At 37.5% G+C, this 24,389-nt stretch carries 22 protein-coding genes, 2 pseudogenes and 1 other annotated feature; of the genes and pseudogenes, 2 read left to right on the forward strand and 22 right to left on the reverse strand.

Going from position 1 to position 24,389, the window contains the following annotated elements; genetic code table 11:
* Positions 1-8 precede the first annotated feature (8 nt).
* Both pheS and RCG17_RS06320 read right to left on the reverse strand, forming a co-directional pair.
* Entirely contained in the window at positions 9-1,046 is a 1,038-nt protein-coding gene (gene pheS / locus RCG17_RS06315) for a phenylalanine--tRNA ligase subunit alpha (protein WP_308174389.1), read from the reverse strand.
* Between the two features lie 365 nt (positions 1,047-1,411).
* On the reverse strand, positions 1,412-2,170 hold the full coding sequence (locus RCG17_RS06320; RefSeq protein ID WP_308174390.1) for a TrmH family RNA methyltransferase: 759 nt from the start codon (positions 2,168-2,170) through the stop codon (positions 1,412-1,414).
* 112 nt (positions 2,171-2,282) lie between these two features.
* On the opposite strand from RCG17_RS06320, the gene sspI reads away from it, so the two are divergent.
* Complete coding sequence (gene sspI, locus RCG17_RS06325) at positions 2,283-2,492, forward strand: small acid-soluble spore protein SspI (protein WP_308174391.1); 210 nt, start codon at positions 2,283-2,285, stop codon at positions 2,490-2,492.
* Positions 2,493-2,662: 170 nt separating this feature from the next.
* On the opposite strand, the gene RCG17_RS06330 is transcribed toward sspI, so the two are convergent.
* Both RCG17_RS06330 and RCG17_RS06335 read right to left on the reverse strand, forming a co-directional pair.
* Entirely contained in the window at positions 2,663-3,748 is a 1,086-nt protein-coding gene (locus RCG17_RS06330) for a M42 family metallopeptidase (protein ID WP_308174392.1), read from the reverse strand.
* Positions 3,749-3,811: 63 nt separating this feature from the next.
* Positions 3,812-4,303, reverse strand: a complete 492-nt coding sequence (locus RCG17_RS06335) for a dUTP diphosphatase (RefSeq protein WP_308174393.1) — start codon at positions 4,301-4,303, stop codon at positions 3,812-3,814.
* 97 nt (positions 4,304-4,400) lie between these two features.
* On the opposite strand from RCG17_RS06335, the gene RCG17_RS06340 reads away from it, so the two are divergent.
* The gene (locus RCG17_RS06340) at positions 4,401-4,781 is read left to right on the forward strand and encodes a sigma-w pathway protein ysdB (protein WP_308174394.1); all 381 of its coding nucleotides are present in this window, start codon (positions 4,401-4,403) and stop codon (positions 4,779-4,781) included.
* Here the strand turns inward: RCG17_RS06340 and RCG17_RS06345 are convergent.
* The 18 genes and pseudogenes from RCG17_RS06345 to mdh all read right to left on the reverse strand — a co-directional run bounded on the left by RCG17_RS06345 (position 4,770) and on the right by mdh (position 24,386).
* Positions 4,770-5,045: a DUF1294 domain-containing protein gene (locus RCG17_RS06345; RefSeq protein WP_308174395.1), complete on the reverse strand. Its 276-nt coding sequence runs from the start codon at positions 5,043-5,045 to the stop codon at positions 4,770-4,772. The two genes, RCG17_RS06340 and RCG17_RS06345, sit on opposite strands and share 12 nt — an antisense overlap.
* Before the next feature lie 68 nt (positions 5,046-5,113).
* Complete coding sequence (gene rplT, locus RCG17_RS06350) at positions 5,114-5,473, reverse strand: 50S ribosomal protein L20 (RefSeq protein ID WP_308174396.1); 360 nt, start codon at positions 5,471-5,473, stop codon at positions 5,114-5,116.
* Between the two features lie 39 nt (positions 5,474-5,512).
* Complete coding sequence (gene rpmI / locus RCG17_RS06355) at positions 5,513-5,713, reverse strand: 50S ribosomal protein L35 (protein WP_308174397.1); 201 nt, start codon at positions 5,711-5,713, stop codon at positions 5,513-5,515.
* Between the two features lie 16 nt (positions 5,714-5,729).
* Complete coding sequence (infC, locus tag RCG17_RS06360) at positions 5,730-6,233, reverse strand: translation initiation factor IF-3 (RefSeq protein WP_308175779.1); 504 nt, start codon at positions 6,231-6,233, stop codon at positions 5,730-5,732.
* A gap of 152 nt (positions 6,234-6,385) precedes the next feature.
* Positions 6,386-6,521, reverse strand: a sequence feature (ribosomal protein L20 leader region).
* Positions 6,522-6,652: 131 nt separating this feature from the next.
* Positions 6,653-8,587 (reverse strand): threonine--tRNA ligase, encoded by a 1,935-nt coding sequence (gene thrS, locus RCG17_RS06365; protein ID WP_308175780.1) that lies wholly within the window; start codon positions 8,585-8,587, stop codon positions 6,653-6,655.
* Positions 8,588-9,003: 416 nt separating this feature from the next.
* On the reverse strand, positions 9,004-9,891 hold the full coding sequence (ytxC, locus tag RCG17_RS06370) for a putative sporulation protein YtxC (RefSeq protein ID WP_308174398.1): 888 nt from the start codon (positions 9,889-9,891) through the stop codon (positions 9,004-9,006).
* Positions 9,892-10,027: 136 nt separating this feature from the next.
* Entirely contained in the window at positions 10,028-10,957 is a 930-nt protein-coding gene (dnaI, locus tag RCG17_RS06375) for a primosomal protein DnaI (RefSeq protein ID WP_308174399.1), read from the reverse strand.
* 11 nt (positions 10,958-10,968) lie between these two features.
* Entirely contained in the window at positions 10,969-12,378 is a 1,410-nt protein-coding gene (locus RCG17_RS06380; RefSeq protein WP_308174400.1) for a replication initiation and membrane attachment family protein, read from the reverse strand.
* A gap of 44 nt (positions 12,379-12,422) precedes the next feature.
* Positions 12,423-12,884, reverse strand: a complete 462-nt coding sequence (gene nrdR, locus RCG17_RS06385; protein WP_308174401.1) for a transcriptional regulator NrdR — start codon at positions 12,882-12,884, stop codon at positions 12,423-12,425.
* 202 nt (positions 12,885-13,086) lie between these two features.
* Complete coding sequence (locus RCG17_RS06390) at positions 13,087-13,458, reverse strand: hypothetical protein (RefSeq protein WP_308174402.1); 372 nt, start codon at positions 13,456-13,458, stop codon at positions 13,087-13,089.
* A 172-nt stretch (positions 13,459-13,630) separates the two neighbouring features.
* Positions 13,631-14,662 (reverse strand): glyceraldehyde-3-phosphate dehydrogenase, encoded by a 1,032-nt coding sequence (locus RCG17_RS06395; RefSeq protein ID WP_308174403.1) that lies wholly within the window; start codon positions 14,660-14,662, stop codon positions 13,631-13,633.
* Positions 14,663-15,914: 1,252 nt separating this feature from the next.
* The gene (gene coaE, locus RCG17_RS06400) at positions 15,915-16,514 is read right to left on the reverse strand and encodes a dephospho-CoA kinase (protein ID WP_308174404.1); all 600 of its coding nucleotides are present in this window, start codon (positions 16,512-16,514) and stop codon (positions 15,915-15,917) included.
* A 20-nt stretch (positions 16,515-16,534) separates the two neighbouring features.
* A pseudogene (ytaF, locus tag RCG17_RS06405) lies at positions 16,535-17,166 on the reverse strand (sporulation membrane protein YtaF).
* An 89-nt stretch (positions 17,167-17,255) separates the two neighbouring features.
* Positions 17,256-18,082, reverse strand: a pseudogene (gene mutM / locus RCG17_RS06410) (DNA-formamidopyrimidine glycosylase).
* A gap of 168 nt (positions 18,083-18,250) precedes the next feature.
* Positions 18,251-20,890 (reverse strand): DNA polymerase I, encoded by a 2,640-nt coding sequence (gene polA, locus RCG17_RS06415; RefSeq protein WP_308174405.1) that lies wholly within the window; start codon positions 20,888-20,890, stop codon positions 18,251-18,253.
* A gap of 253 nt (positions 20,891-21,143) precedes the next feature.
* Positions 21,144-22,541 carry a two-component system histidine kinase PnpS gene (gene pnpS, locus RCG17_RS06420; protein WP_308174406.1) on the reverse strand — a complete coding sequence of 466 codons (1,398 nt, stop codon included), beginning with the start codon at positions 22,539-22,541 and terminating at the stop codon, positions 21,144-21,146.
* Positions 22,534-23,253: a response regulator transcription factor gene (locus tag RCG17_RS06425; protein ID WP_308174407.1), complete on the reverse strand. Its 720-nt coding sequence runs from the start codon at positions 23,251-23,253 to the stop codon at positions 22,534-22,536. Before RCG17_RS06425 ends, pnpS begins: the two co-directional genes overlap by 8 nt.
* Before the next feature lie 194 nt (positions 23,254-23,447).
* Entirely contained in the window at positions 23,448-24,386 is a 939-nt protein-coding gene (gene mdh, locus RCG17_RS06430; RefSeq protein WP_308174408.1) for a malate dehydrogenase, read from the reverse strand.
* Positions 24,387-24,389 lie beyond the last annotated feature (3 nt).

The raw sequence follows: 24,389 nt of genomic DNA on the forward strand, positions 1-24,389 counted from the left end.
TCCTTTACTTACTCGTGTTTAGAAAATTGATTTAAAAACCGAACATCATTGGTATAGAAATGTCGGATATCATCTACACCATATTTCAGCATCGCAATCCGCTCTGGACCCATACCAAAAGCAAAGCCAGTGTATTTTTTCGAATCATAGCCTGCCATTTCAAGGACGTTCGGGTGAACCATTCCTGCACCCAGGATTTCAATCCAGCCAGTACCTTTACATACATTACAGCCTTTGCCGCCGCAAATTTTACAAGAAATATCCATCTCAACAGACGGCTCCGTGAATGGGAAGAAGCTTGGTCTTAATCGAATTTCACGGTCCTCACCGAACATTTTCTTAGCAAATACTTCAAGTGTCCCAGCCAGGTCGCTCATGCGAATATTCTCGCCGACAACAAGCCCTTCAATTTGCATAAACTGATGGGAATGTGTCGCGTCATCATTATCGCGGCGATATACCTTTCCAGGGCAAATAATTTTAATAGGACCTTTTCCTTGGTTCTTCTGCATTGTACGGGCCTGAACAGGCGATGTATGTGTCCTTAATAAAATTTCTTCGGTAATATAAAATGAATCTTGCATATCACGGGCAGGATGGCCTTTTGGTAAATTAAGCGCCTCAAAGTTAAAGTAGTCTTGCTCTACTTCTGGTCCCTCGGCAACCTCGTATCCCATACCAATAAATAGATCTTCAATCTCTTCGATGATTTTTGTTAGAGGATGATGGTTTCCTGTCTTAATCGGACGACCAGGGAGCGTAACATCGATCGTTTCCAAAGCCAATTTTTCGTTGACAGCTTTTTCTTCTAATTCTTTTTGTTTCTCTTCAATTTTTCCAGCGATCACTTCACGGACCTCGTTAACGAGCGCACCCATTTTTGGACGTTCTTCCGCAGATAGCTTACCCATTCCCCGCAATACCTCAGTAATTGGTCCTTTTTTTCCCAGATAGGCAACCCTGATGTCATTTAGTTCTTTTAAGTCCGCAGACAGTAAAATTTTTTGAAGTGCTTCTTCCTGCAATTCTTTTAATCGTTCTTCCATTTTTCTTCCTCCTTTATCGGATTTACAATTGACGAATATTGTTCGAATGCATAAAAAAACCCCATCCCTGGTAAGGGACGAGGTTTATTCGCGGTACCACCCTTTTAAACACATTTATGTACAACGACTGTGTTCGCTTCATTCGGATAACGGCATGTGCAGGCGCATCTTTACATTTCAAGATTGAAATGGTCCCGATGCCAACTCGGGAGGTGAACTTCTCTTGCCCTAACCATAAAAGTACTTTCAGTCACGGTACTTTCTCCCTAAATGGTAATGAACAAAATACTTTTCTCCGTCAACATTTTGTTATGAACAATTTGTTGATAATTATATAATAATTTTCCGACGGTTTCAAATAAAGATTAGCGCTTTTTTAAATAATACAGTAAGATCCCTGCAGCAACAGCTACATTCAACGATTCACTTTGCCCATAGATTGGGATGTAAAGATTGGATGTGGTTTTGGCGAGCAGATCTTTGTTCATTCCGCTTCCTTCATTTCCGACAATTAAGGCAAACTCCTCTTGCGGTGCTATTTCTGTATAGGTTTTTGCATTTTCTAGAGCAGTACCATATACAGGGATATTTCTTTTCTTTAATGTTTCAATCCATTCCTCAAGGTTTCCGCGGACAATCGGAAGGTGAAAATGGCTTCCTTGGGCCGATCGTAAAACCTTTGAGTTATAGATATCGACACTGCCATAACCAACAATAACGGCATCAATTCCTGCTGCATCAGCGGTACGGATCATCGTTCCCAGATTTCCCGGGTCTTGAACAGCATCAATTAATAATAATGAATTTGCTTTTTCAACGTATGTTTGGTCTACTGTTTCTCGGCATATCGCATAAATTCCTTGCGGTGTCTCAGTATCAGATAATTCCTTTGAAATTTCATCTGTTACGGTAGTAATAGAGTTTGAACCAAAATCTAAGCGGGGAGGGAGTTCTATTTTGTCAGAAACAATAATTTCGATAATTTGTTCTGGTTGTTTTAATGCTTCTTCAATTAAATGGAACCCTTCTATTAAAAAAGTACCCGTTTTGTCCCGTTCTTTTTTTGTTAATAGTTTTTTCCACTGTTTTACCTGTGGATTTTTTACAGACTGAATTTCCTTCAAGACAGTCTCTCCTTTTCCTTAATGTTTTCTTATTATAGCTTACCTTATATACATAAAAAATCCAAAGTTAGAAATGATATAAAAGAAATTATGAAAAAAGGAGTATGAATGTATGAATTTAAACCTAAGAAATGCGATCATTCATAATGTTTCCAACAATACACAGGATCAATTAGAAGATACGATTGTTGATGCGATTCAAAGCGGCGAAGAAAAAATGCTTCCTGGTCTTGGTGTTTTATTTGAAGTTATATGGCAAAATTCATCTGAACAAGATAAAAAAGAAATGCTGCAAACACTTGAAAGCGGGTTAAAACAATAAGCTATGAGATGCCGCCTTGTTGGCGGCTTTTTTGCGTTTGGCGAAATAATCATCCGATTTGGCGAAATAAAATTATTTTTGGCGAAATTAACAGCAAAATCGGCGAAATAACTACTTTCTTTCAAGCCCAAATAATAAACCCCCGAGCGATTTATCTCGGGGGTACATACTTATTCAAACGTAATCTTATCAACTGCTTCGCGGTCTAATCGTTTAATCACTTCAACCAGTAATTGGACTGCATTTTCAAAATCATCACGGTGGAGCATAGCGGCATGTGAATGAATATACCTTGTTGCAATGGTCACCGCAATCGATGGAACGCCATTATTCGATAAATGGATTGAACCAGCATCTGTTCCGCCGCCTGGAATAGCATCAAATTGATAAGGAATATTTAGCTCATCAGCTGTTGATGTAATAAAATCACGCAATCCTTTATGGGATACCAGCGATCCATCATACAGAATAATTTGCGGACCCTTGCCCATTTTACTTTGTGCCTCTTTTTCAGAGATTCCTGGAGTGTCTCCGGCAATACCTACATCAAGGGCAAAGCCAATATCCGGCTCAATTTTCGTGGCCGCTGTTTTGGCGCCGCGGGTACCTACCTCTTCCATAACGGTTCCTACACCAAAAAGGATATTCGGATGATCAACGCCTTTTAGCCTTTTTAATACTTCAATCGCAATCGCACAGCCAATGCGGTTGTCCCACGCTTTTGCTAAAAGCATTTTTTCATTGTTCATGACTGTAAATTCAAAATACGGAACAACCATGTCACCAGGCTGAATCCCCCACTCAACAGCTTCTTCACGGCTTGAGGCACCTATATCAATGAACATATCTTTAATTTCCACCGGCTTTTTACGAGCTTCAGGTGATAAAATATGCGGCGGTTTTGAGCCAATAATACCTGTAACATCACCTTTTTTGGTTACTATTGTTACACGCTGGGCAAGCATCACCTGTGACCACCAGCCGCCAACCGTTTGAAAACGCAAAAAGCCTTTGTCGTCAATTTGCGTAATCATAAAACCGACTTCATCCAAATGGCCGGCAATCATAATTTTAGGACCGCCTTCTTTGCCAGTCTTTTTGGCAATTAAGCTTCCAAGCCCATCGGTCGTTATTTCATCTGCAAATGGTTCTATGTATTTTTTCATCATATTTCGAGCTTCACGTTCATTTCCCGGAACACCTTTGGCATCGGTTAAATCTTTTAACATCGTTAATGTTTCATCCATTTTCACCATGTATAGACCCCCTTCATATATGCACATTTTTCATTATACCCACTAAAAATGAAGCTTTACAAATCAATAGTTTTGATTCTGTCTTTTATAATTTACTTCATTTTTTTCAATATATGCCTGTTCCATTTCCTCAAACTCGATTCCAAGCAATGTCCCCAATTGTAAATAACCTTCGAATACACGCTGATAATCACTTAAACTTTTTGTCATTTGAAAAATGCTTACAGCATGATAGATTTTTAGAAATAGCTCATTGACGTCTTGTGTGGACGGTTCCCTCTCCATTTTTAACCCTTGGATTTGAAAGCCACATTCTAATCCCAATGATAAAATAAAGTGGACACCATCAACAAACTCTTCCAGGATGACCTTTTTTTCTGATGAAGGTTTCACACTCCAGAACTTAAAAGATCTCGTTTCGTTTGCAAGCTCTCCAATTTCTACAAGCAATGCAAGAACCTTTCTATCAAATAAATTCTCATTTTGTAATTGGTGATTTTCCTCAATGTAGCGGTCAAGTGCTAACTGCATCTCAAACAATTTTTCAAGAGACATATTCTCAATCCTTTCAATACTATTTAAAATATTTTTTAAATAAACGAAACCTTTTTATTTCCATTTCGTATGAATGAAAAACAATGTGGAGGATCGGATGATGGTTTGGTTTTTATGGTGTATTCTTATTTCACTTATTCTTTACTTTCTAAACCTGTTTATTAAAACGATTGGAACACCAAACCGAAAGTTTAAGCATGCTGTTAAACAAAAACGTTACTATATAATCGATGACAAAAATAATGTCCGAAAAAATTTTCTTCTTACCTATAAAGGTGTCGTTCTTGAAGGAGAAAAACATATTGACTCCGACATAAATTCATTCAGAGTCGATTCCATTTATATTTGGACTCATAATTCTGCCGATCTGACAAAATTAGATCTTCCAGACTACCTCTTTATCGAGCAGAAGATTCATAAGCAATATCCTAAAGCGAAAATCAATTGGAATAATCCCTTTTTTGAATTAATGAGATAAAAAGGCCGACGCACAAAAATAGATAAACAGGATCAATTCAATAAAGGCTAAAAGCGGAAAACCAATCTTAAAAGACAAGTGTTTCGTTTTATGACGGAACAGCTGCATTCCAAGCGTTGTCCCGACAGCACCGCCAAGCAAAGCCGTTAACCACAATGACTTTTCAGAAATGCGATACTCGTGATGTATGGCTCTATTTTTATCTACCCTCATTATAAATAAACCAACAAGATTCATGAGTAAATAAAACAAAATAATTTCCATTTTCCTCCACCCCCATAGTTATGGAAAAAGCCATCCTCGGGAACCTGAGAATGGCTATTTTAATTTGATTACTTATTGAATTGTTGTTTAGCTGCAGTTGCTAATTCTGCAAAAGCATTTGCATCATTAATAGCTAAATCAGCAAGCATTTTACGGTTAACTTCGATACCTGCTAGCTTAAGACCATGCATTAAACGGCTGTAAGAAAGACCGTTGATGCGTGCTGCTGCATTGATACGAGTAATCCAAAGTTTACGGAAGTCGCGTTTTTTCTGGCGACGGTCACGAAATGCATATTGTAAAGATTTCATAACCTGCTGGTTAGCAACTTTATATAATGTATGTTTTGAACCAAAATAACCTTTAGCTAATTTAAGAATTTTTTTACGACGCTTGCGCGTAACTGTACCGCCTTTTACACGTGGCATGTACTTTCCCTCCTATATAAATCGAAATGGGTTTCGAAATTACTTAATATTGTCTAATAATTGACGGATGCGTTTGAAGTCGCCTTTAGAAACAAGAGCTGATTTGCGAAGTTTACGTTTTGCTTTTGTAGACTTATTAGCAAATAAATGGCTTGTATAAGCATGGTCACGCTTAAGTTGGCCAGAACCTGTTTTCTTGAAACGCTTTGCAGCGCCGCGGTGAGTTTTCATTTTTGGCATTTGGAATTCCTCCCTATTACTTGTCGATTTTCGGTGCTAGAACCAGGAACATGCTGCGGCCATCCATTTTAGGATGAGACTCGATTGTAGCTACTTCCTTGCACTCTTCAGAAAAACGGTCTAAAACACGTTGTCCGATCTCTTTATGCGTAATTGCCCGGCCCTTAAAACGGATCGAAGCTTTTACTTTATCGCCTTTTTCTAAAAACTTAATTGCATTACGAAGCTTGGTATTAAAATCATGCTCATCAATTGTCGGGCTAAGACGAACTTCTTTAGTAGTGATGATTTTTTGATTTTTACGAGCTTCTTTGTCTTTCTTTTGCTGCTCGAACTTAAATTTTCCATAGTCCATAATTCGGGCTACTGGAGGCTTTGCGTTCGGTGCAACAAGTACCAAGTCCAAATTTACTCGTCCAGCAATTTCTAACGCTTCATTTTTGGATTTGATTCCTAACTGCTCTCCATTTTGATCAATTAAACGAACCTCACGAGCACGAATGCCATCGTTTAACAACATATCTTTGCTAATAATTAGCCACCTCCAAGGTTTCATCACGAATACAACTTTTTGGGTCAAGGTTGCAGCATCAATGTTGATACGAGAAACCCCCATCAATCTCTTGACATTTGACAACCGGCCTAGTTGAATCGGCAAGAATTTTCAAATACATAAACAAAAAAGTGCGGATGTAAACACCCACACTTTACGAAACATAATTAATGAATCAATTCGTTCACGTAAACCTGCCAACTGCCGTAAGTCTCGCGTCAATCAGGTGAGAAGCGGGTGCTTCTGCTTTTCCCAAAACATGTATTCAATTTTACCTTTGTAACTATATCACAGTCGAAGATAGAAGTCAAATAACTATTTTCTTGGCAACAAAAATCATTTTACCCTATTAAACAGAGTTTTTCAATAGGGTAATTTTTTCAAAATTATCCCCTGTTCACTTCAGCCTTTAGTGATGCAAGGAAACTGTCGAATGCTACAGTCTCTGAGTTTTGTTCACCATATTTACGGACATTGACAGCCTTTTCGCTGACTTCCTTATCACCGACAACCAGCATATAAGGTATTTTCTGCATTTGCGCTTCACGAATCTTATAGCCAATTTTTTCATTACGGCCATCTAATTCAACCCTGAAGCCTTCTCTCTTAAGCTGCTCTTGAACCTGCTTGGCATAATCATAATGAACTTCTGGAGAAACAGGGATAACCTGAACCTGCACTGGCGCAAGCCATGTTGGGAATGCACCTTTATATTCTTCAATGAGGTAAGCGACAAACCGTTCCATTGTTGATACAACACCACGGTGAATAACGACAGGACGATGCTGTTTGCCGTCTTCTCCAATATAAGTTAAGTCAAAGCGTTCAGGCAGCAAGAAATCCAACTGTACAGTTGAAAGTGTCTCATCCTTGCCTAATGCTGTTCTTACTTGAACGTCAAGCTTCGGACCATAGAATGCGGCTTCACCTTCTGCTTCATAATAATCGAGGCCGAGATCATCCATTGCTTCCTTTAGCATGCTTTGTGCTTTTTCCCACATTACATCATCATCAAAATACTTTTCTGTATCTTGCGGATCACGGTAAGATAAACGGAAAGAGTAATCAGAAATATTGAAATCCTTATAAACATCCAGAACTAACTCTACAACCCGTTGGAACTCTTCCTTAATTTGGTCCGGACGAACAAAGATATGTGAATCGTTTAATGTCATCCCGCGGACACGCTGCAAGCCCGATAAGGCACCCGACATTTCATAACGGTGCATTGTACCTAATTCAGCAATGCGAATTGGAAGCTCGCGATAGCTATGGATACCATTTTTATAAATCATCATGTGATGAGGGCAGTTCATTGGGCGAAGCACAAGTTCCTCATTATCCATTTCCATAACAGGGAACATATCTTCATGATAATGATCCCAGTGACCGGATGTTTTATATAAATCTACGCTTCCCATGATTGGAGTATAAACATGATCGTAGCCTAAACTTACTTCTTTATCGACAATATAGCGTTCAATGATACGGCGGATTGTTGCGCCTTTTGGCATCCATAATGGAAGCCCCTGTCCAATTAGCTGGTTAGTCGTAAATAAGTTTAGTTCCTTACCAATCTTACGGTGATCACGCTCTTTTGCTTCTTCCAAAAGCCTCAGATGCTCTGCTAAATCTTCTTTTTTGAAGAATGCTGTACCATAGATACGCTGGAGCATTTTATTATCACTATCACCGCGCCAATAGGCACCAGCAATGCTTAGTAATTTAAATTCTTTAATCTTTCCAGTGGATGGTACATGGACACCACGACAAAGATCAAAAAACTCTCCTTGTTCGTAAATAGTGACAGTTTCATCCTCTGGAATTGCTTCAATTAGCTCAATTTTATATGGATCTCCTGCTTCTTCAAAAAGTTTAACGGCATCATTTCGGCTAACTTCCTTGCGAATGACTTCAAGATTTTCATTTACAATTTTCGCCATTTCCTTTTCGATTTTTGGAAGATCTTCAGGTGTTAATGATTCCTCTAAATCCATATCATAATAAAAACCACTTTCAATGACTGGACCTACTCCTAAATTTACATTTGGATATATTCTTTTGACTGCCTGAGCCATAAGGTGGGCTGTGCTATGGCGCAATACCTCCAGGGCATCTTTTGAATCCGGTGTAACAATTTCTATTGAACCATCTCCAGGAATTGGACGGCGAAAATCAATTAATTGTCCATTCCATTTGCCAGCAATGGCTTTTTTTCTTAATCCTGGACTGATGGATGCAGCAACATCTTCTGTTGTTGTTCCATGTGAAAACTCCTTTACCGCTCCATCAGGAAATGTTAATTTTACAATATCTGACATCATTTTTTCCTCCTTTAATTTTTTTTAGACAATAAAAAAACCCGTCCTAGAGACTAGGGACGAGTTATTTACACGTGGTTCCACCCAAATTTTTCACTTTTTTACGAGAAAAAGTGACTTTGGACAAATAACGGCTGCGCACCGTCAACCTTTACTGACTTCTAATGAAGTGTTCAAAGCTGAAGTTTAAAGGTGGTAAGCATTCAATTCGTGTTAGGAAGTTTACAGCCTCAGACTTCCCTCTCTATAAACCGTAAATGAATACTGTTATCCTTATCATCACTTTTGCAAAATATTGATTAAAATGAGAAGCAGACTAAAAATCATCCACTTGCGTAACTATGTAAGTTATTATAATGATTCCACTTTCAAAAATCAAGGGATCAATATCTGCAAAAGTATTAATAATAGATTTCTTACTGCCCATTTTCAAAAGGATCAGAGCTATTTTCCCAGTTCATACATTGAAATTGATCATAAAAATGATGGAATGGCAGTACCCTTACTCTCTCTTCGAAAATATTGCTGATTGTCCTTACCAAGGCCTCATCTGGGTTTTTGGTGTAAAGGAATATCGTTGTAGGAGCAATCGACAAAAGCGGAGCAATTGAAGCAGAATCAACGTAGACAGGATGATTAGAGAGCAGTTTCCTGTCAATCATCTTGATTAGCTCGCCCCTTTTAATTTCTTCTGAATTTTCATTATAAAAAATGATTTCTTCATCTAACAGTAAATGGAGAATCTCCATTTTCGGTGTTCGTTCTTGTAAAAATTCGCGAAGGGTTTGTACAAAGATTTGATATTCCTGCTCCATCTTGTATTCATCGATTGAAATCTTCACATAGCTTTCTAAATCAAGCAAATATGGACGCAAGCGAAATTTAATAAAAGAATCAAATGAAAGTGAGATATTATCTTGAAAAACTTGATCAATGGCTTCCTTAATTCTTTGTTCCTGGCTTGTTTTTTCGAGGAAAATCTCAAGGTCCTTCCTTTCTCCTTCAAGGATCGAATAGATAATTTCCATAACATGCCCTTGCTCTTCCGGGTCTTGAAAATAATAATTTTCAGCTAAAATCCCCTTAAACCAGTCATCCCTTTTAACCTCGATGACAAAATCATAAAATGCTTTTCTAATATGATTCAAACAATCATGAGTAAGTTTATTTTCCATAATCTTAAGTATATGGCGGTCTTCATGAAGAAGAATTTTTTCATTTTCAGATGTAAGTTTTAATACTTTCAGCAAGTGATGATGAAATTTTTCTGCATCATCCTTATTTTGAAAGATGATTTCTGCCAACACAATCCCCCCTTCATTCATATTTCTGTAATTAATGTATATGGGGAACTTGGCCGAAATAGAAGTAAGTACAAATGAAGGCAAAATAAAAAACTGCCAAAATATATTGGCAGTTTGCACTTATATAATTACACTTTTAATATCGCCGATTTGGCCCATCTACCTCTACAGGTTCACATAAATAGCGAATTCGCTCCATGATTCTCGCAGCCTTAAGTTTTTCTTCTTCGCCTCGTTGACTGTAAGCTAAATGATGCTCTAAGCCCTGGAGATTAAAATTGGAGGTGAAGAAGGTCGGCAGGTTTTCCAGCATCCGAAATTGCAGGAGAGGTCCCAATATTTCATCTCTGGTCCAGCTTGAAACAGCTTCAGCTCCTATATCATCCAGCATCAAAATCGGTTCATTTTTTAAAGCTTCAATTTTTTCATTTAGTGATGCATCACCAATTGAATTTTTTAATTCCCTAAATAATTCTGGAACATAGACGATCATCGAAGAAATTTGGTTGTTGGCGAGCTCGTTGGCAATCGCTCCAAGCAAATAGGATTTTCCGACGCCAAATTTTCCATATAAATATAAACCCTTTTGATGATGATCCCGTTGATAGTTCTTTACAAAAAGCACAGCTTTTTTTATGGCCTCATAGCGTGATGTATCCTGCTGAAGGCTTTCAAAGGTTGCTGATAAAATATCCTTTGGAACATGTAAACTTTTAATTAACCGTTCATTTTTCCGTTTTTCATCATCCATAATTTTCCTAGGACAACGTACATATTCTATATCAATACTGTTTCGAGTAATGACCAATTTTGGATGATAGCCCTTTATCACGTTGGTACATTTATCAAGACTGATACATTTATTACATTCCTTGCTTTGATTCATATATTCGAACAGTTTTGTTATACTTTTTTCAATCATCTCCTGATTTAAGATTTCGCGGTTTTTCGCTAAAAAATCTTTTATCTCAGGATGGTTGAGAACTTGGTTTCTAATATCAGCATAACGTTTTTGAAAGCTTTGATTAGAAGCTAATCTTTTTAGAGTTTCGTTTATATTTTCCATTCTCTCATCACCTATTTCTTGAACTCCTTAAGAATTTCTTCAATTTCTTGTTTCTTGGCTTCCACATCAGCTTCTTTTTCCTTATGTGGGTTTTCTGTTCTCTTTTGCTGTTCTTCATCAAACCAATCAGGCAAAATTTCCGTGCGAATTGGTTTTTGTTTAAAGGACTTTTGCCTATTTTTATCTCCGCCGCTTGAGGAAGCTTTAGATTCATTTTCTTTAATCGCTAGATCCATTGCCTCTATTACCGTTTTTACATTCTTCCTGGTCCACTGACTGCCTATCTTTTCGACATAGTTTTTTGTAAACTTCATATCAGTTTGAAGTAGGACAAAATCAATTAAAACATTTACTACACCAGGTGGCAGTTGCTGATTAATCATCAAACTTTCAATTACTTTCAAATCGGATGCAGCAGGTTCAGCTCCGTTAGAACGGTCGACTAAGACCTTTAATGGAGATGTCGTTTCATAATAACGGATCATTTTTTCCTTAGGTGTTTTTGGTTCTTGCTGCTGAACTTGATATTTCAATGGCTGTGTCCGCTCGATCAGACTTGGAAGTTCATCATAATTGACAAATTGATACCAATCACGTGCCGCCTTTCTAAGCTCTTCAATATCAATCTCATCGCTATTCGGATTAAAGGCATCCAACAAGAATTTCTTCATTTGGATGGCATCAATATCGTAAAGAAAAGCCAAATTGCTTATAGCTTCCTTTACTTTCTGATTGATTGCTTTTTGAGGAATCAGCGATTCATTTAACCCGGCCATTAATAAGTCAAAATCAAACTGACGAACATCAATTTGAATCCCACTTTGTTCATTTCGGCCGATAAAATTATTTTTATCGTCTGCTTTTAAATCACTTGAAACATCCTGCAAATATTTTAGGGTTTTGGGTGTAGCCGATGAATAAACATCCTGAAAAGCTCTTGTTACGTCACGGTATTCTTTGTCTGTTGGATTTTTACGCTCACTGAAAAAACGCTTTAACCGAAAAAAGTGGTTTTTGCCAATTTTTCTATATAAATAGATATTTAACATTCCATCTAAGAAAAACTGCTCTGGTGTTAATGGAGGCTGTAATTCGTATACAAAAGAGCGGATTTCATCTTCTTCATTCACAAGTGTTTTTAATAGACCAATGCCTTCTAATTTTAACCTTGCTTCATAAATATCCTTTAAATTAAGTCCAAGCAGATTCATTAGTATATGGTGGGAAGAAGATTCAGACCATAATCGATTTTCTTCAAGCTCCGCCCATAATGTCATATACAAACTCAGACAAACCGGTCCAATCAAGGGCTGATATAAAAATGTCAGCACTTTTCGATCATACTCATAAAGGAGCCCGCTTGCATGAACCATATAACGATCAATTGGAACAAGTTCCTGCCAATGCTGCCCCACACGCATTCAATCCTTCCTTCAAAGAATAAGGGGCCAAATATATTTAGCCCCTAGGATTTCTCTTTCTCAATTAATTCTTTTAGTTCTTCAATAAAAACATTTATATCTTTAAATTGACGATAAACCGAGGCAAAGCGGACGTAGGCAACTTCATCTACAGAGGCAAGCCTGTCCATCACCATTTCCCCAACTTCATCACTTTTAATTTCGGAAATACCTTGACTGCGGATATCTTTTTCCACCCCTTGGGTAATATCCTCAAGATCTTTCAAGGCCACTGGCCTTTTCTCGCACGCTTTAATTAAGCCCCGCAAAATTTTATCTCGGCTGAATTCTTCGCGCGTTCCATCCTTTTTAACAACGATCAACGGAATATCCTCTATTTTTTCAAAAGTCGTAAAGCGATATCCACATTCTTCGCATTCTCGCCTTCTTCTTGTAGCCCGCCCCTCGTCAACAGGCCGGGAATCAAGCACTCGTGTACCATAATTTTGACATGAAGGGCATTTCATGAATAATCAACTCCAAATCCATTGTAACAAAAAATATCCTAAAAATAATATAAAAGCGCAAGTGCCCTCTAATGAAATAGACTGTTGCTAAGCGCTGGGTTTGACACTTTCTCAAATTCAAGAATTTATACATTCTTATCATATTAAAAAGAACCATGTAAAACAAGTACAACTATGAGGAAATTTTACCATTTCCGCCAATTCACATATGCAGTTTGTCTATTCGGTCATAGAACGAAATGATTCTTTTTCTTAGAGCTGGATTTACTCCAAAAAGTGAAAATTTCTCTGTAGAAATGGTGAAGTCCACTGCTGTTTCTAAAGGCTTGATCGAAACCATGGTAGCCACCATAAAACACGCAACTGGTTTATCAATTTCAAATGCTATTTCACCGTGTTCTTTCGAAATCGTTGTAATGGTACAATCAGCATCATTAGAAATAATCTTCTCGACCTTTTCAAAGATTTGGTTTACAGTTCCTTTGTAATAATGGGTTTTTAAACTTTCATCCCGCTGCTTCTCATTTGTTTCAATTTCTTTTTTATAACGTAAGAAAATATCTGTGATCGCCATTGCTCATCCTCCAATAAAAAATACCTTTGTTCCTATACGTTAACTGCATGAAAAGAACTATTAAAACTTTTTTAATCTATTATATACTTTTTCTCGGATTTGCTAAAATGGATAATATTCAAGCTTAGATAAGCGCAAAAAAAATTGCTGCCAAATTGGCAGCAACATTTTTTTAACTTACTTTAACCCGTGCTATCTTTACCATTTCCTTTGCTACGTGAAGAGTTAAGTCAACAACCCTACAAGAATATCCCCACTCATTATCGTACCAAGCCAAAACCTTTACTTTATTAGTGCCCATCACCATTGTAGTCAGCCCATCAATAATGGCTGAGTGTTCATTTGAATTAAAATCTACTGACACAAGCGGTTCAGTGGTAAATCCAAGAATACCTTTTAATGGACCATTTGCCGCTTCAATGAAAGCATTATTAACTTCCTCTGCCGTTACATTCTTTTTTAAGTCTACAACTAAATCAACGAGTGAAACATTTGGTGTTGGCACACGCAATGAAAGACCATGCAGTTTTCCTTTTAACTGTGGTAAAACTAATGCCAATGCTTTGGCAGCACCTGTTGTCGTAGGAATGATCGATTGGGCGCAGGCACGTGCACGGCGTAAATCTTTGTGTGGATTATCAATATTTTTTTGATCATTTGTATAGGAATGAATGGTTGTCATTAGCCCGTTTTCGATTCCAAATTTCTCGTCGAGCACTTTGGCAACCGGAGCAAGACAGTTTGTTGTACAAGATGCATTTGAAATGATTTGATGTTGTTCAATATCAAGCATGTCGTCATTTACCCCCATGACGATAGTTACATCTTCATTTTTTCCTGGTGCTGTTAAAATTACTTTCTTTGCACCAGCATCTAGATGTAAACTTGCTTTTTCACGTGAATTAAATTTTCCAGTTGCTTCTATTACAATATCAACACCCATTTCTCCCCACGGAAGTTGTTCTGGGTTACGATTACTTAATAACTTTACTCTTTTTCCATTTACAATTAATTCATTTTCCAGTGCAATGACTTCACCATTGAATGGGCCATGAATAGAATCATATTTTATTAAATGCGCTAATGTTTCAGCAGGATAACTTGCATTTATAGCAGCAATTTCAAGCTTATCTTCCATGATCGCTTTTCTAAAAACCATTCTTCCAATTCTTCCAAAACCGTTGATTGCAATTCTTGCCTTCATTTGACGGCTCCTTCCACATTAATGTTATACTCATTCATCATTTAGATACAAATAGTATAACATAATTCATTTTAATTGTGGCAATATTATTAGCGGAATTTTCATTTGTTTTTAATCTTCACAATATAATTAACTTTTTTAGGCATAAAAAAAGGGGCAAGGCCCCTTCGAGCTGTCGAAAAACTCGGCAGCCTTTCATTTTATTCAATCACTTTAATTGTTCACTGCTTTAATACAGTTTAATAGTATTGATGTATAGGCTTTTAAACAGGTCTGTTGATTGGCGCTCCAGGCACTTCGCTTTCCGCGGGCGTTGCCGGGGAGCCTCCTCGGCGCGAAAAGCGCCTGTGGGGTCTCCCCAGCCCCGTACTCCCGCAGGAGTCTTCGTGCCTTCCGCACCAATCAACGAGTATTTTCAATAAAGTTCTTCAGCCCAACTAATAAATCAAAATGTGGTGAAACCAATGTTTAAGTTCGGTTTTTAGGTTTTAAAATTCAAGGACCCAGTACCACACGATTACCAAGAATCGTCAATACCGTTTTAAGGATACAAACTTTTTCAGGAGATTTTTAATAAGATTGTTCTTCTCGCAATGAACCCTTAAATGGTGGGTGGACAAGTTTTGTTTACGAATTCTACGCATCTAAAAGCAAAGGCAAATAACAACAAAAACACATGAGAAGAGATAGAAGTAGAGTCACAAGAATACTTTGATGAACTAAACAAAGCCGTATAGGAGGACAAAATGGCGTACGGAAAAACCCGATAAAGAGAAGGGAGAAAGTGAAAAAAAGTAAAGAAATTCAGTTCAGTACAACTGATCCTGAATTTGAATTTATGTACTTCTACTGTCGGTTACGGGGATTGAAGAAAGCGAGTGATTAAGCCTCGTCTAACTGCAGCCCGTCAAAATATAGAAGATTGCAACACATTTAGGTTAAAAAAGTGTGTTGCAATACTTTATGTTGATTTGCTACTCTGTTGATTGGAGCGGAGGGCACTCGACTCCTGAGGGATATAGAGGTCACTGGAGACCCCACAGGCGCCAAAGCGCCGAGGAGGCTCCAGGACCTCCCCGCGGAAAGCGAGTGTCCGGAGCGGAAATCAACAGGCCCATTTGCAGGAATCACCAAAAAAATTTAGTGTTTAAATTCTGGTAAAATAAAAAATTGCCGAGAAAATACCCCTTTCTCGATAATCTGAAGGGGCAAGGCCCCTTTATAACTCAAATTTTATTATGCTTATTTATTCTCATAGTACTCCCCAGCCCGTTAAAATTTCATTTAGCTGTCTTTTTGTTTCCGTAAGTGAACCATTATTTTCAATCTTTTTGTCCGCTAGTTTTATTTTTTCGGTAAGCGGCATTTGGGATTGAATTCTTGCTTCTGCTTCTTCCTTTGATAAATGATTTCTTTCCATTAACCTGGTTAGTTGTATGTTTCGATCAACATAAACAAGAAGTGTCTGTTCCACCATATTGGTTAATTTGCTCTCAAACAATAATGGTATATCGAGTATCACGATTTTTTCATCATTTTTTATGGCCAAAGCTTTTTTATCATTCATCCTTCTTCTTACCTCTGGATGAACGATTTCATTTAACAGCAGTCTTTTCTGTTCATCATGAAAAATAATAGAACCTAATTTTTGCCTATCAATCTCGCCATCTGGCAATAATACTTCCTCACCAAAAGTGCCAACAATTTGCTTATATGCCGGTTCACCATGCTGAACTGCTAAACGTGATTCAACATCTGCATCAATGACTGTCATTCCCATTTCTTTAAACATGTTTGAAACTGTACTTTTTCCACTAGCAATTCCACCAGTTAAACCAACAACCAATGTCATTATATTTTTCCTTTCTAAAACTATAATTTCCAAACCCCAATAATGATTAAAAGGATTCCAGGTAAAAAGGTTAATTTTTGAACCCAATCAAAGCGATACAATAATGTTCCGCTTTTTATTCCTAAAAGAACAAACAATGGACTCATGATTGAAACTGCGAGAGCTAGATAAATAGGAGAATAGCCAAGCATCGCTGCTCCTATTCCTGCTCCAAATGAATCCAGTGACAGTGCGAAGCCAAGCATCAACGCTTCGATACCGGTGATTGTACCAGATTGATCAAAATCAGCTGACATTGGCTTTCTTAAAATATTTATGACTAAGCCAAGAGAGCGTATTTCAATTTTAACGATCGTTTTTTCACCTTTATCCAGGTCTTTTTCTTTTCTGGTTTAAAAAACTGGTATAATACTCCAGCCCCTAAACCCATTAAAATTACCCCTCCAAGGCCAGATGTAATCTGTGGTGAAAGGAATCTTGAAAGCCCGTGACCTATTGTCACAGCAATTAATAATGACACGGCTGTACAGCACGCAATTATTAACACTGATTTAAATGGCATCGCCATTTTTCTTAACCCATAAGTAAACCCAACGCTAAAGCTGTCTAGACTTAGGGCAAAAGCTAACAAGAGAAGTGAGAAGAATTGAATCATGTTTAGAGCCCCTTCCTGTCAAATCACTACTTAAAGTATATGGAAGAAGCCTATCCATTGTTATTCAATTCATTTTTATCCTGTTATTAAATCCTTTGACAGTTTGGACAATAATGGGTCCCCCTGCCGCCCACCACTTTTTTTTCCATAATGGCACCACATCGTTTACATGGCTCTCCTTTTCTTCCATATGCAAATAACTCCAATTGAAACATTCCAATCTGCCCTTGGGAATTTACATATGAGCGAATGGTGCTCCCCCCAATTTAACTGCCTCGCCTAATGTCAAGACAATCTCACGGTGGAGTACGACAATTTCTTTTTCGTCTAAACTATTAGCAGGTCGTTCCGGGTGAATTCCCGCCCGAAATAATGCTTCATCAACATAAATATTTCCAAGACCAACGAGAAGCTTTTGGTCCAAAAGTGCAGGCTTAATTTTTCTATTGGTCTTTTTCAATTTCTCAGATAAATATTTTTGGGTAAATTCCTCTGAAAAAGGTTCCGGACCCAGCCCGATGAGAGGTTCCTTTTCAAATTCTTCTCCCTTGTTATATAAGTGCATTGTCCCAAATTTACGAACATCTCGATACCTAAGTTCAGTTTGATCCGTAAAATGGAAAATCACATGGGTATGTTTATCGATTGGTTCCTCTTTTTGAAACAAGCCATATTTTCCTTCCATTCGAAGGTGGGATACTAATGCATAATGTTCCGTATAAATAATTAGAAACTTTCCTCTTCGTCCAATATCAAGAATAGTCTCGCCGCATAATGCATCGATAAACTGTTCAATTTCTAACGGTCTTTTGATAATTTTTGGCCAATAGATGGAAATATGATCAATCTGTTTGTGAAGAACTAGCTGTTTTAACGTTTTTCTAACTGTCTCCACTTCAGGTAATTCTGGCATTTCCCATCTTCCCTTCTAGTGTTGTCTAGCTCCAGCGCCCAGCGACTAGTGTACTTCGCCCATCTCCCTACGATAAGTCAACATCGAATCGCTTACGCTCTTCGTGTTTCCTTTATCTCAGTCGATGTGCTCCAGTCCATACGTCGCTAAACGGGCGCTTCCGCTTTTCTATTTTGCATCAAACCATGTTGGACCGTAAGCATAATCTACTTTTAATGGAACTTCCAGTTCAATCGCATTTTCCATTATTTCTGGAACTAAAACTTTTAAGGTTTCAATTTCTTCCTGTGGAGCCTCAAAAATTAATTCGTCATGAACTTGAAGCAATAAACGGCTTTTAAGCTTATTTTTCGTTAATGCATCGGCCATATCAATCATTGCTTTTTTGATAATATCTGCTGCGGTACCTTGAATAGGTGTATTCATTGCCGTTCTCTCCGCAAAGCTTCTAACATTAAAATTACGGGCTGTTATTTCAGGAATGTATCTTCTTCGATGAAGAAGTGTCGAGACATATCCTTTTTGCTTCGCTAATTGAACGATTTCTTCCATATACTCCTTAACTCCTGGGTAGGTATGGAAATAGCGTTCAATAAATTGGCCAGCTTCCTTCCGTGTGATTCCAAGGTTTTGTGATAGTCCATAATCACTGATTCCATACACAATGCCAAAATTAACGGCTTTAGCCTGTCGTCTCATATTGGAGGTAACTTCTTCAGCAGATGATACATGGAAAACCTCCATTGCCGTTCTTGTATGGATATCCATATCCGCTTTAAATGCTTGAATAAGCTTTTCATCACCGGAAATATGGGCGAGAACACGAAGCTCAATCTGGGAATAGTCAGAAGCAAACATGACCCACCCCTTTTCTGAAGGGATGAATGCCTGTCTGATTTTACGACCTTCTTCAAGGCGGATCGGGATATTCTGTAAATTAGGATCTGTTGAACTTAATCTTCCTGTTTGGGTTAGAGCTTGATTATATCTTGTATGTACCTTCCCTGATGAAGGATCAATTACTTTAAGCAACCCTTCAATATACGTTGATTGAAGCTTTCCAAGTTGTCGATACTGAAGAATTTGGTCAATAATTTCATGATCAGGTGCTAATTTTTCTAAAACATCTGCAGAAGTTGAATAGCCTGTTTTCGTTTTTTTCAATGAAGGTAAGCTTAGTTTTTCAAATAAAATAATCCCTAATTGTTTCGGTGAATTAATATTAAACTTTTCGCCTGCAAGCAAATGGATGTTGCTTTCAATTTTGTTAAGCTTTTCGTTGATATCTTCGCCCATTGCTCGTAAGCGTTCACGGTCTACCTTTATCCCAGTCGATTCCATGTCAGCCAGGATTAATGACAGTGGCATCTCAAGCTTCGTAAAAAGTTCTTCTTGTTCATTTTTACTTAAGTCATTTTTCAAGTAGTCCGTTAATTTTGAAATGGCTATACTTTTTCGGACAAGGTGCTCAGCAAGTATTGACTCTTCAGGAATTCTCCTTTTTGCCCCTTTCCCATAAAAGGAATCGTCCGATTGAATATTGTGGACACTATACTTTTTAGCAATGGTTGATAAGCCTTCAATGGTTTCAGAAGGGTCAATAATATAAAAAGCAATTAAGGTATCAAAGGTGACTCCCTTTAAATGAATGCCCCTACGTCTTAATGAAACCTCTGAGCTTTTTGCGTCATAAACAATTTTTTTCTTTGTATCATCTTCAGCCCATTGTTTGAAGGCTTCAGAATTAAGGGCTTTTTCTACTGGTAGGAAAAAATTTCCTTTATCGTTAACTAGTGAAATTCCGATAATATCAGCATAATGATAGTTATCATCGAGAATTTCTACATAAAAGTAATTTTCCTCTGTAAAGATTTCAGATGTGATTTCATCTGGAATCCTATAGTCAATTTCCTCAAGTTCCTCTTGCTCTGTCTCCAGCCCTTCGTCCCCAAGCTTGTCGAGTAATGTTTGGAAGCCCAGTTCTTTAAAAATCGATACCAGTTTTTCTTTATCAAAACCATCGTATTCGATTTGATCAAGGTTAAGTGCGACTGGTGCTTCTCTTTCAATCGTTGCTAATTGTTTACTCATCACCGCTTGATCTTTAAATTCCTCAAGCTTCTCTTTTAGTTTTGCTCCGTTTACCTGTTCAATTGAACTTAATAAATTTTCAAGTGTGGAGAACTCTTTTAAAAGCTTTATCGCTGTTTTTTCTCCAACTCCCGGGACTCCTGGGATATTATCTGATTGATCGCCCATAAGTCCTTTCATATCGACAATTTGTTTTGCCGTGAGTCCATATTTTTCATTGATATGATTTGGTGTATATTCTTCAATATCTGTAATCCCTTTTCTTGTGATTCCCACTGTTGTACGGTCTGAAGAAAGCTGTGTCAAATCTTTGTCTCCTGAAATAACCTTAACATCAAATCCCTCTTTTTCAGCATTTAGAGAAACGGTTCCAATGATGTCATCGGCTTCAAAATTTTCCAGCTCATAGCGGGGAATTTTATAGGCATCAAGCAGTTCACGTATAAACGGAAATTGTTCTGAGAGCTCAGGAGGTGTTTTTTGCCGTCCGCCTTTGTATTCACTAAATGTTTGATGACGGAAGGTTGTTTTCCCAGCATCAAATGCCACAAGCATATGAGTTGGTTTCTCATCTTCTAGTATTTTCATAAGCATCATTGTAAAACCATAAACGGCATTTGTATGAATTCCTTTATTATTATTAAGTAATGGAAGAGCAAAAAAGGCTCGATATGCAATACTATTTCCATCAATTAATACTAACTTTTTCCTGTCCATCGTTTTCCTCCTCATTTGATTCTATAATTCAACTATGTATATACCCCATTCTATCATGATGGGATTTAGAAATAAAAATCGGTAACCGGATTACTTACTTATGTTCAAAAAGAAAAAGGCGAAAGCGGGGTCTGCTTTCACCTTTTTTGTGTTTGGCCCTTGGATGAAGGGGTTTGCATGATTATCATATCTTTTTATTATTAAATCTAAATAAAGGATATGTAAAATTTATGTAAACTTTCATTTTTTCCTCTCAACCATTTGCATGAAAGTGTTTATTAAGCTCGATGGTAAACTCACTTCCCTTACCAACCTCACTCTTTGCTTTAATTCTCCCCCGATGGGCCTCAACAATATGCTTAACGATTGCTAAACCTAAACCAGTCCCGCCAGATTCTCGGCTCCTGGCACGGTCCACACGATAAAAGCGTTCAAAAATCCGTGGTATTTCGGTTTTTTCAATCCCTATCCCTGTATCCTTCACACTTATTCGAACGAAGTAATCATTTTCTTGAACATTTACGATTACATTTCCATCCTTCGGGGTATATGAAATAGCATTACCAATAAGATTAATAAAAACCTGTTTAATTCTGTGCACGTCTGCTTCAAGGACCACATCATCCTGTGCACAATTTATTTGTAAGGTAATACTTTTTCCAGCTGCTTTATTTGCTAGCAGTGTAATCACATCATGCAGGATGTGCATAATGTTGAATTGGCTAATATTTAACTTAAAATCCTGCTTTTCAATTTTGGACAGTTCCAAAAGGTCATTGATTAATGATTGAAGTCGGTCACTTTCCTTTAAAATAATGTTTAGAAACTCCTTCAATGCCTTTTGATCATTCATCGCACCATCTAAAAGTGTCTCAGAAAAGCCTTTAATAGAGGTAACAGGTGTCTTTAACTCATGTGATACATTAGCCACAAAATCTTTTCTCGTATTTTCAAGTTTTTTAATATCCGTTATATCATGAAATACGAGCAAAACACCTTTCCACACATTGTTGGTCCCAATAATGGGGACACCATAGACTTCGAAATACCTTCGTTCAATTGCCAGTGGAAGAAGCATCTGTTTGCTGACATTTTGCTCTGTGATAAATATTTCTTCTATTAGACTACGAACATCATGATGCTCAATTACTTCATAATACAAACGGTTCAAATAATCCTGTGGTTCAACACTGAAGATTTCTTTGTATCCTTTATTAATTAAATTAATATAACCTCGACTATCAATTAAAATAATTCCTGCTCCCATATTTTCAATTAATACACTTAACCGATCTTGCTGCATTTCCTTGACCTTTACCATCTCCTCAAGATTCCTTGCGAGGATGTTGATGGATGAATTAAGAGTTCCCATTTCATCCATTTCTTCAACAGAAGTTCTAGCTCGGTAGTTCCCTTTTGAAAGTTCCATGGTAACTGTGGTTGCCGCATCAATTGGCTTTGAATATTTTGTTTTAATTTTAATGGCAAGCAGGATAATTAAAATTAAAACAGCCCCAAGACTAAAAGCTAAAATCCACCATATTTCTTTATTAGGAAATTGCTTTTCCCCAACCAATAGAAGGTATGTCAGCAAAATAATTAAAATTAAGATAATTAAAGCGAAAATTAGTCTCAGCTGATGTTTAATCATTTTCTTTTTGTCCCTCCAACTTATACCCAAGACCCCGTATTGTTTTGATATAAGTTGGCTTTTTTGAATCCTTTTCGATTTTCTCTCTAAGATGTGATATATGAACATCCACAATTCTTGTATCTCCTGCAAAATCGTAATCCCAAACTGCACTTAGCAGCTGATCGCGTGTTAGGACCCTGCCTTTATTTCGAGCCAGATATAATAAGAGTTCAAATTCTTTCAATGTTAATTCTAGTAATTCTTCATTGAAATAGGCCTCATATTGTTCAGGAACTAGCTTTAGCTCACCAATTTGAATTGATTCATTTTTGTCTACTTTTTCTGAGGTTTCTTCTTTGGTGACCTGTGCCCTTCTTAGGATTGCTTTTACACGGGCAATTACTTCTCTGGGACTAAATGGTTTTACTAAATAGTCATCTGCACCCAGCTCTAATCCTAAAACCTTATCAAATTCTTCGTCTTTTGCTGTCAACATCAAAATGGGTATTAGAATCTTTTTTTGACGAAGTTGTTTACAGACCTCCATACCATCCAATTTTGGAAGCATTACATCCAAAATCATAATATCTGGTGACTCATTCTCTGCTAAATCCCTTCCAGATTCTCCATCCATTGCTGTAATGACTTCAAAACCTGCCTGCTCCAAATTATATTGAAGCAATGTAACAATTGATTGTTCATCATCCACAACAAGTACTTTATTTTTCATAATAGCCTCCGCGAAATAGACTAAACCCCTTTTGCCTTCTCCAAAGTTACCTATGTTTATTATACAGTAAAAAGGCTCTTATTACTTGTCTCGAACATTATTGGAATCTAATTCGATTATTTGCCTAATAAAAAAAATTCGAGGATGAATCATCCTCGAATTCTTTACTCGCCAACGGCGGTTATTCTATAAAATTATGCTAAAACAGCCATTACACTACGTACAGCTTGGGCAGACTTATCTAAGGCAGCTTTTTCTTCTGCTGTAAGTTCTAGCTCGATTATTTTTTCAATTCCGTTTCCACCTAAGATGGTAGGAACGCCAAGGTAAATTCCATCATAGCCATATTCGCCTTCAAGATATGCGATTGTCGGAAGCACACGACGCTGATCCTTTAGAATGGCTTCGCACATTTCAACAAGTGATGCTGCTGGTGCATAATATGCACTGCCATTTCCAAGCAGGTTGACGATTTCGCCGCCGCCTGTTCTTGTCCGGGCAACAATTGCATCTAAGCGATCTTTAGGGATTAAAGTTTCTAATGGAATACCGCCAGCATAGGAATAACGAACAAGCGGAACCATATCATCACCATGACCACCTAAAACAAATCCGGTAATATCTTTTACAGAAAGATTTAATTCTTGAGCAATAAATGTTCTGAAACGCGCTGAATCAAGAACACCTGATTGACCAATTACGCGATGTTTAGGAAATCCCGATTCTTTGAATGCAGTGTAAGTCATAGCATCAACAGGGTTTGATAAAACAACAATAATTGCGTTTGGAGAGTATTTTGCAACATCCTTTGCAACAGCTCTCATAATCTTTTGATTGGTTTGAACTAAATCATCACGGCTCATACCTGGTTTACGGGCAATACCGGCAGTGATAACGACAATATCAGAATCTTTGGTGTCTTCATAGCTAGATGTACCGAGAATGTTGGCATCAAACCCTTGAACAGGGCTTGCTTCAAGCATATCCAACGCTTTCCCCTTTGTTGGATTTTCCATTTGTGGAATATCAACTAAAACAACATCACTTAATTCTTTTTGAGCAAGTAAAAACGCAGTTGTTGCTCCAGTAAAACCTGCACCAATAACAGAAACCTTTTTACGATTTAATCCCATTGT

This window comes from Neobacillus sp. PS3-12, assembly GCF_030915385.1.
In the GTDB taxonomy this organism is placed as follows: domain Bacteria; phylum Bacillota; class Bacilli; order Bacillales; family Cytobacillaceae; genus JAEVLT01.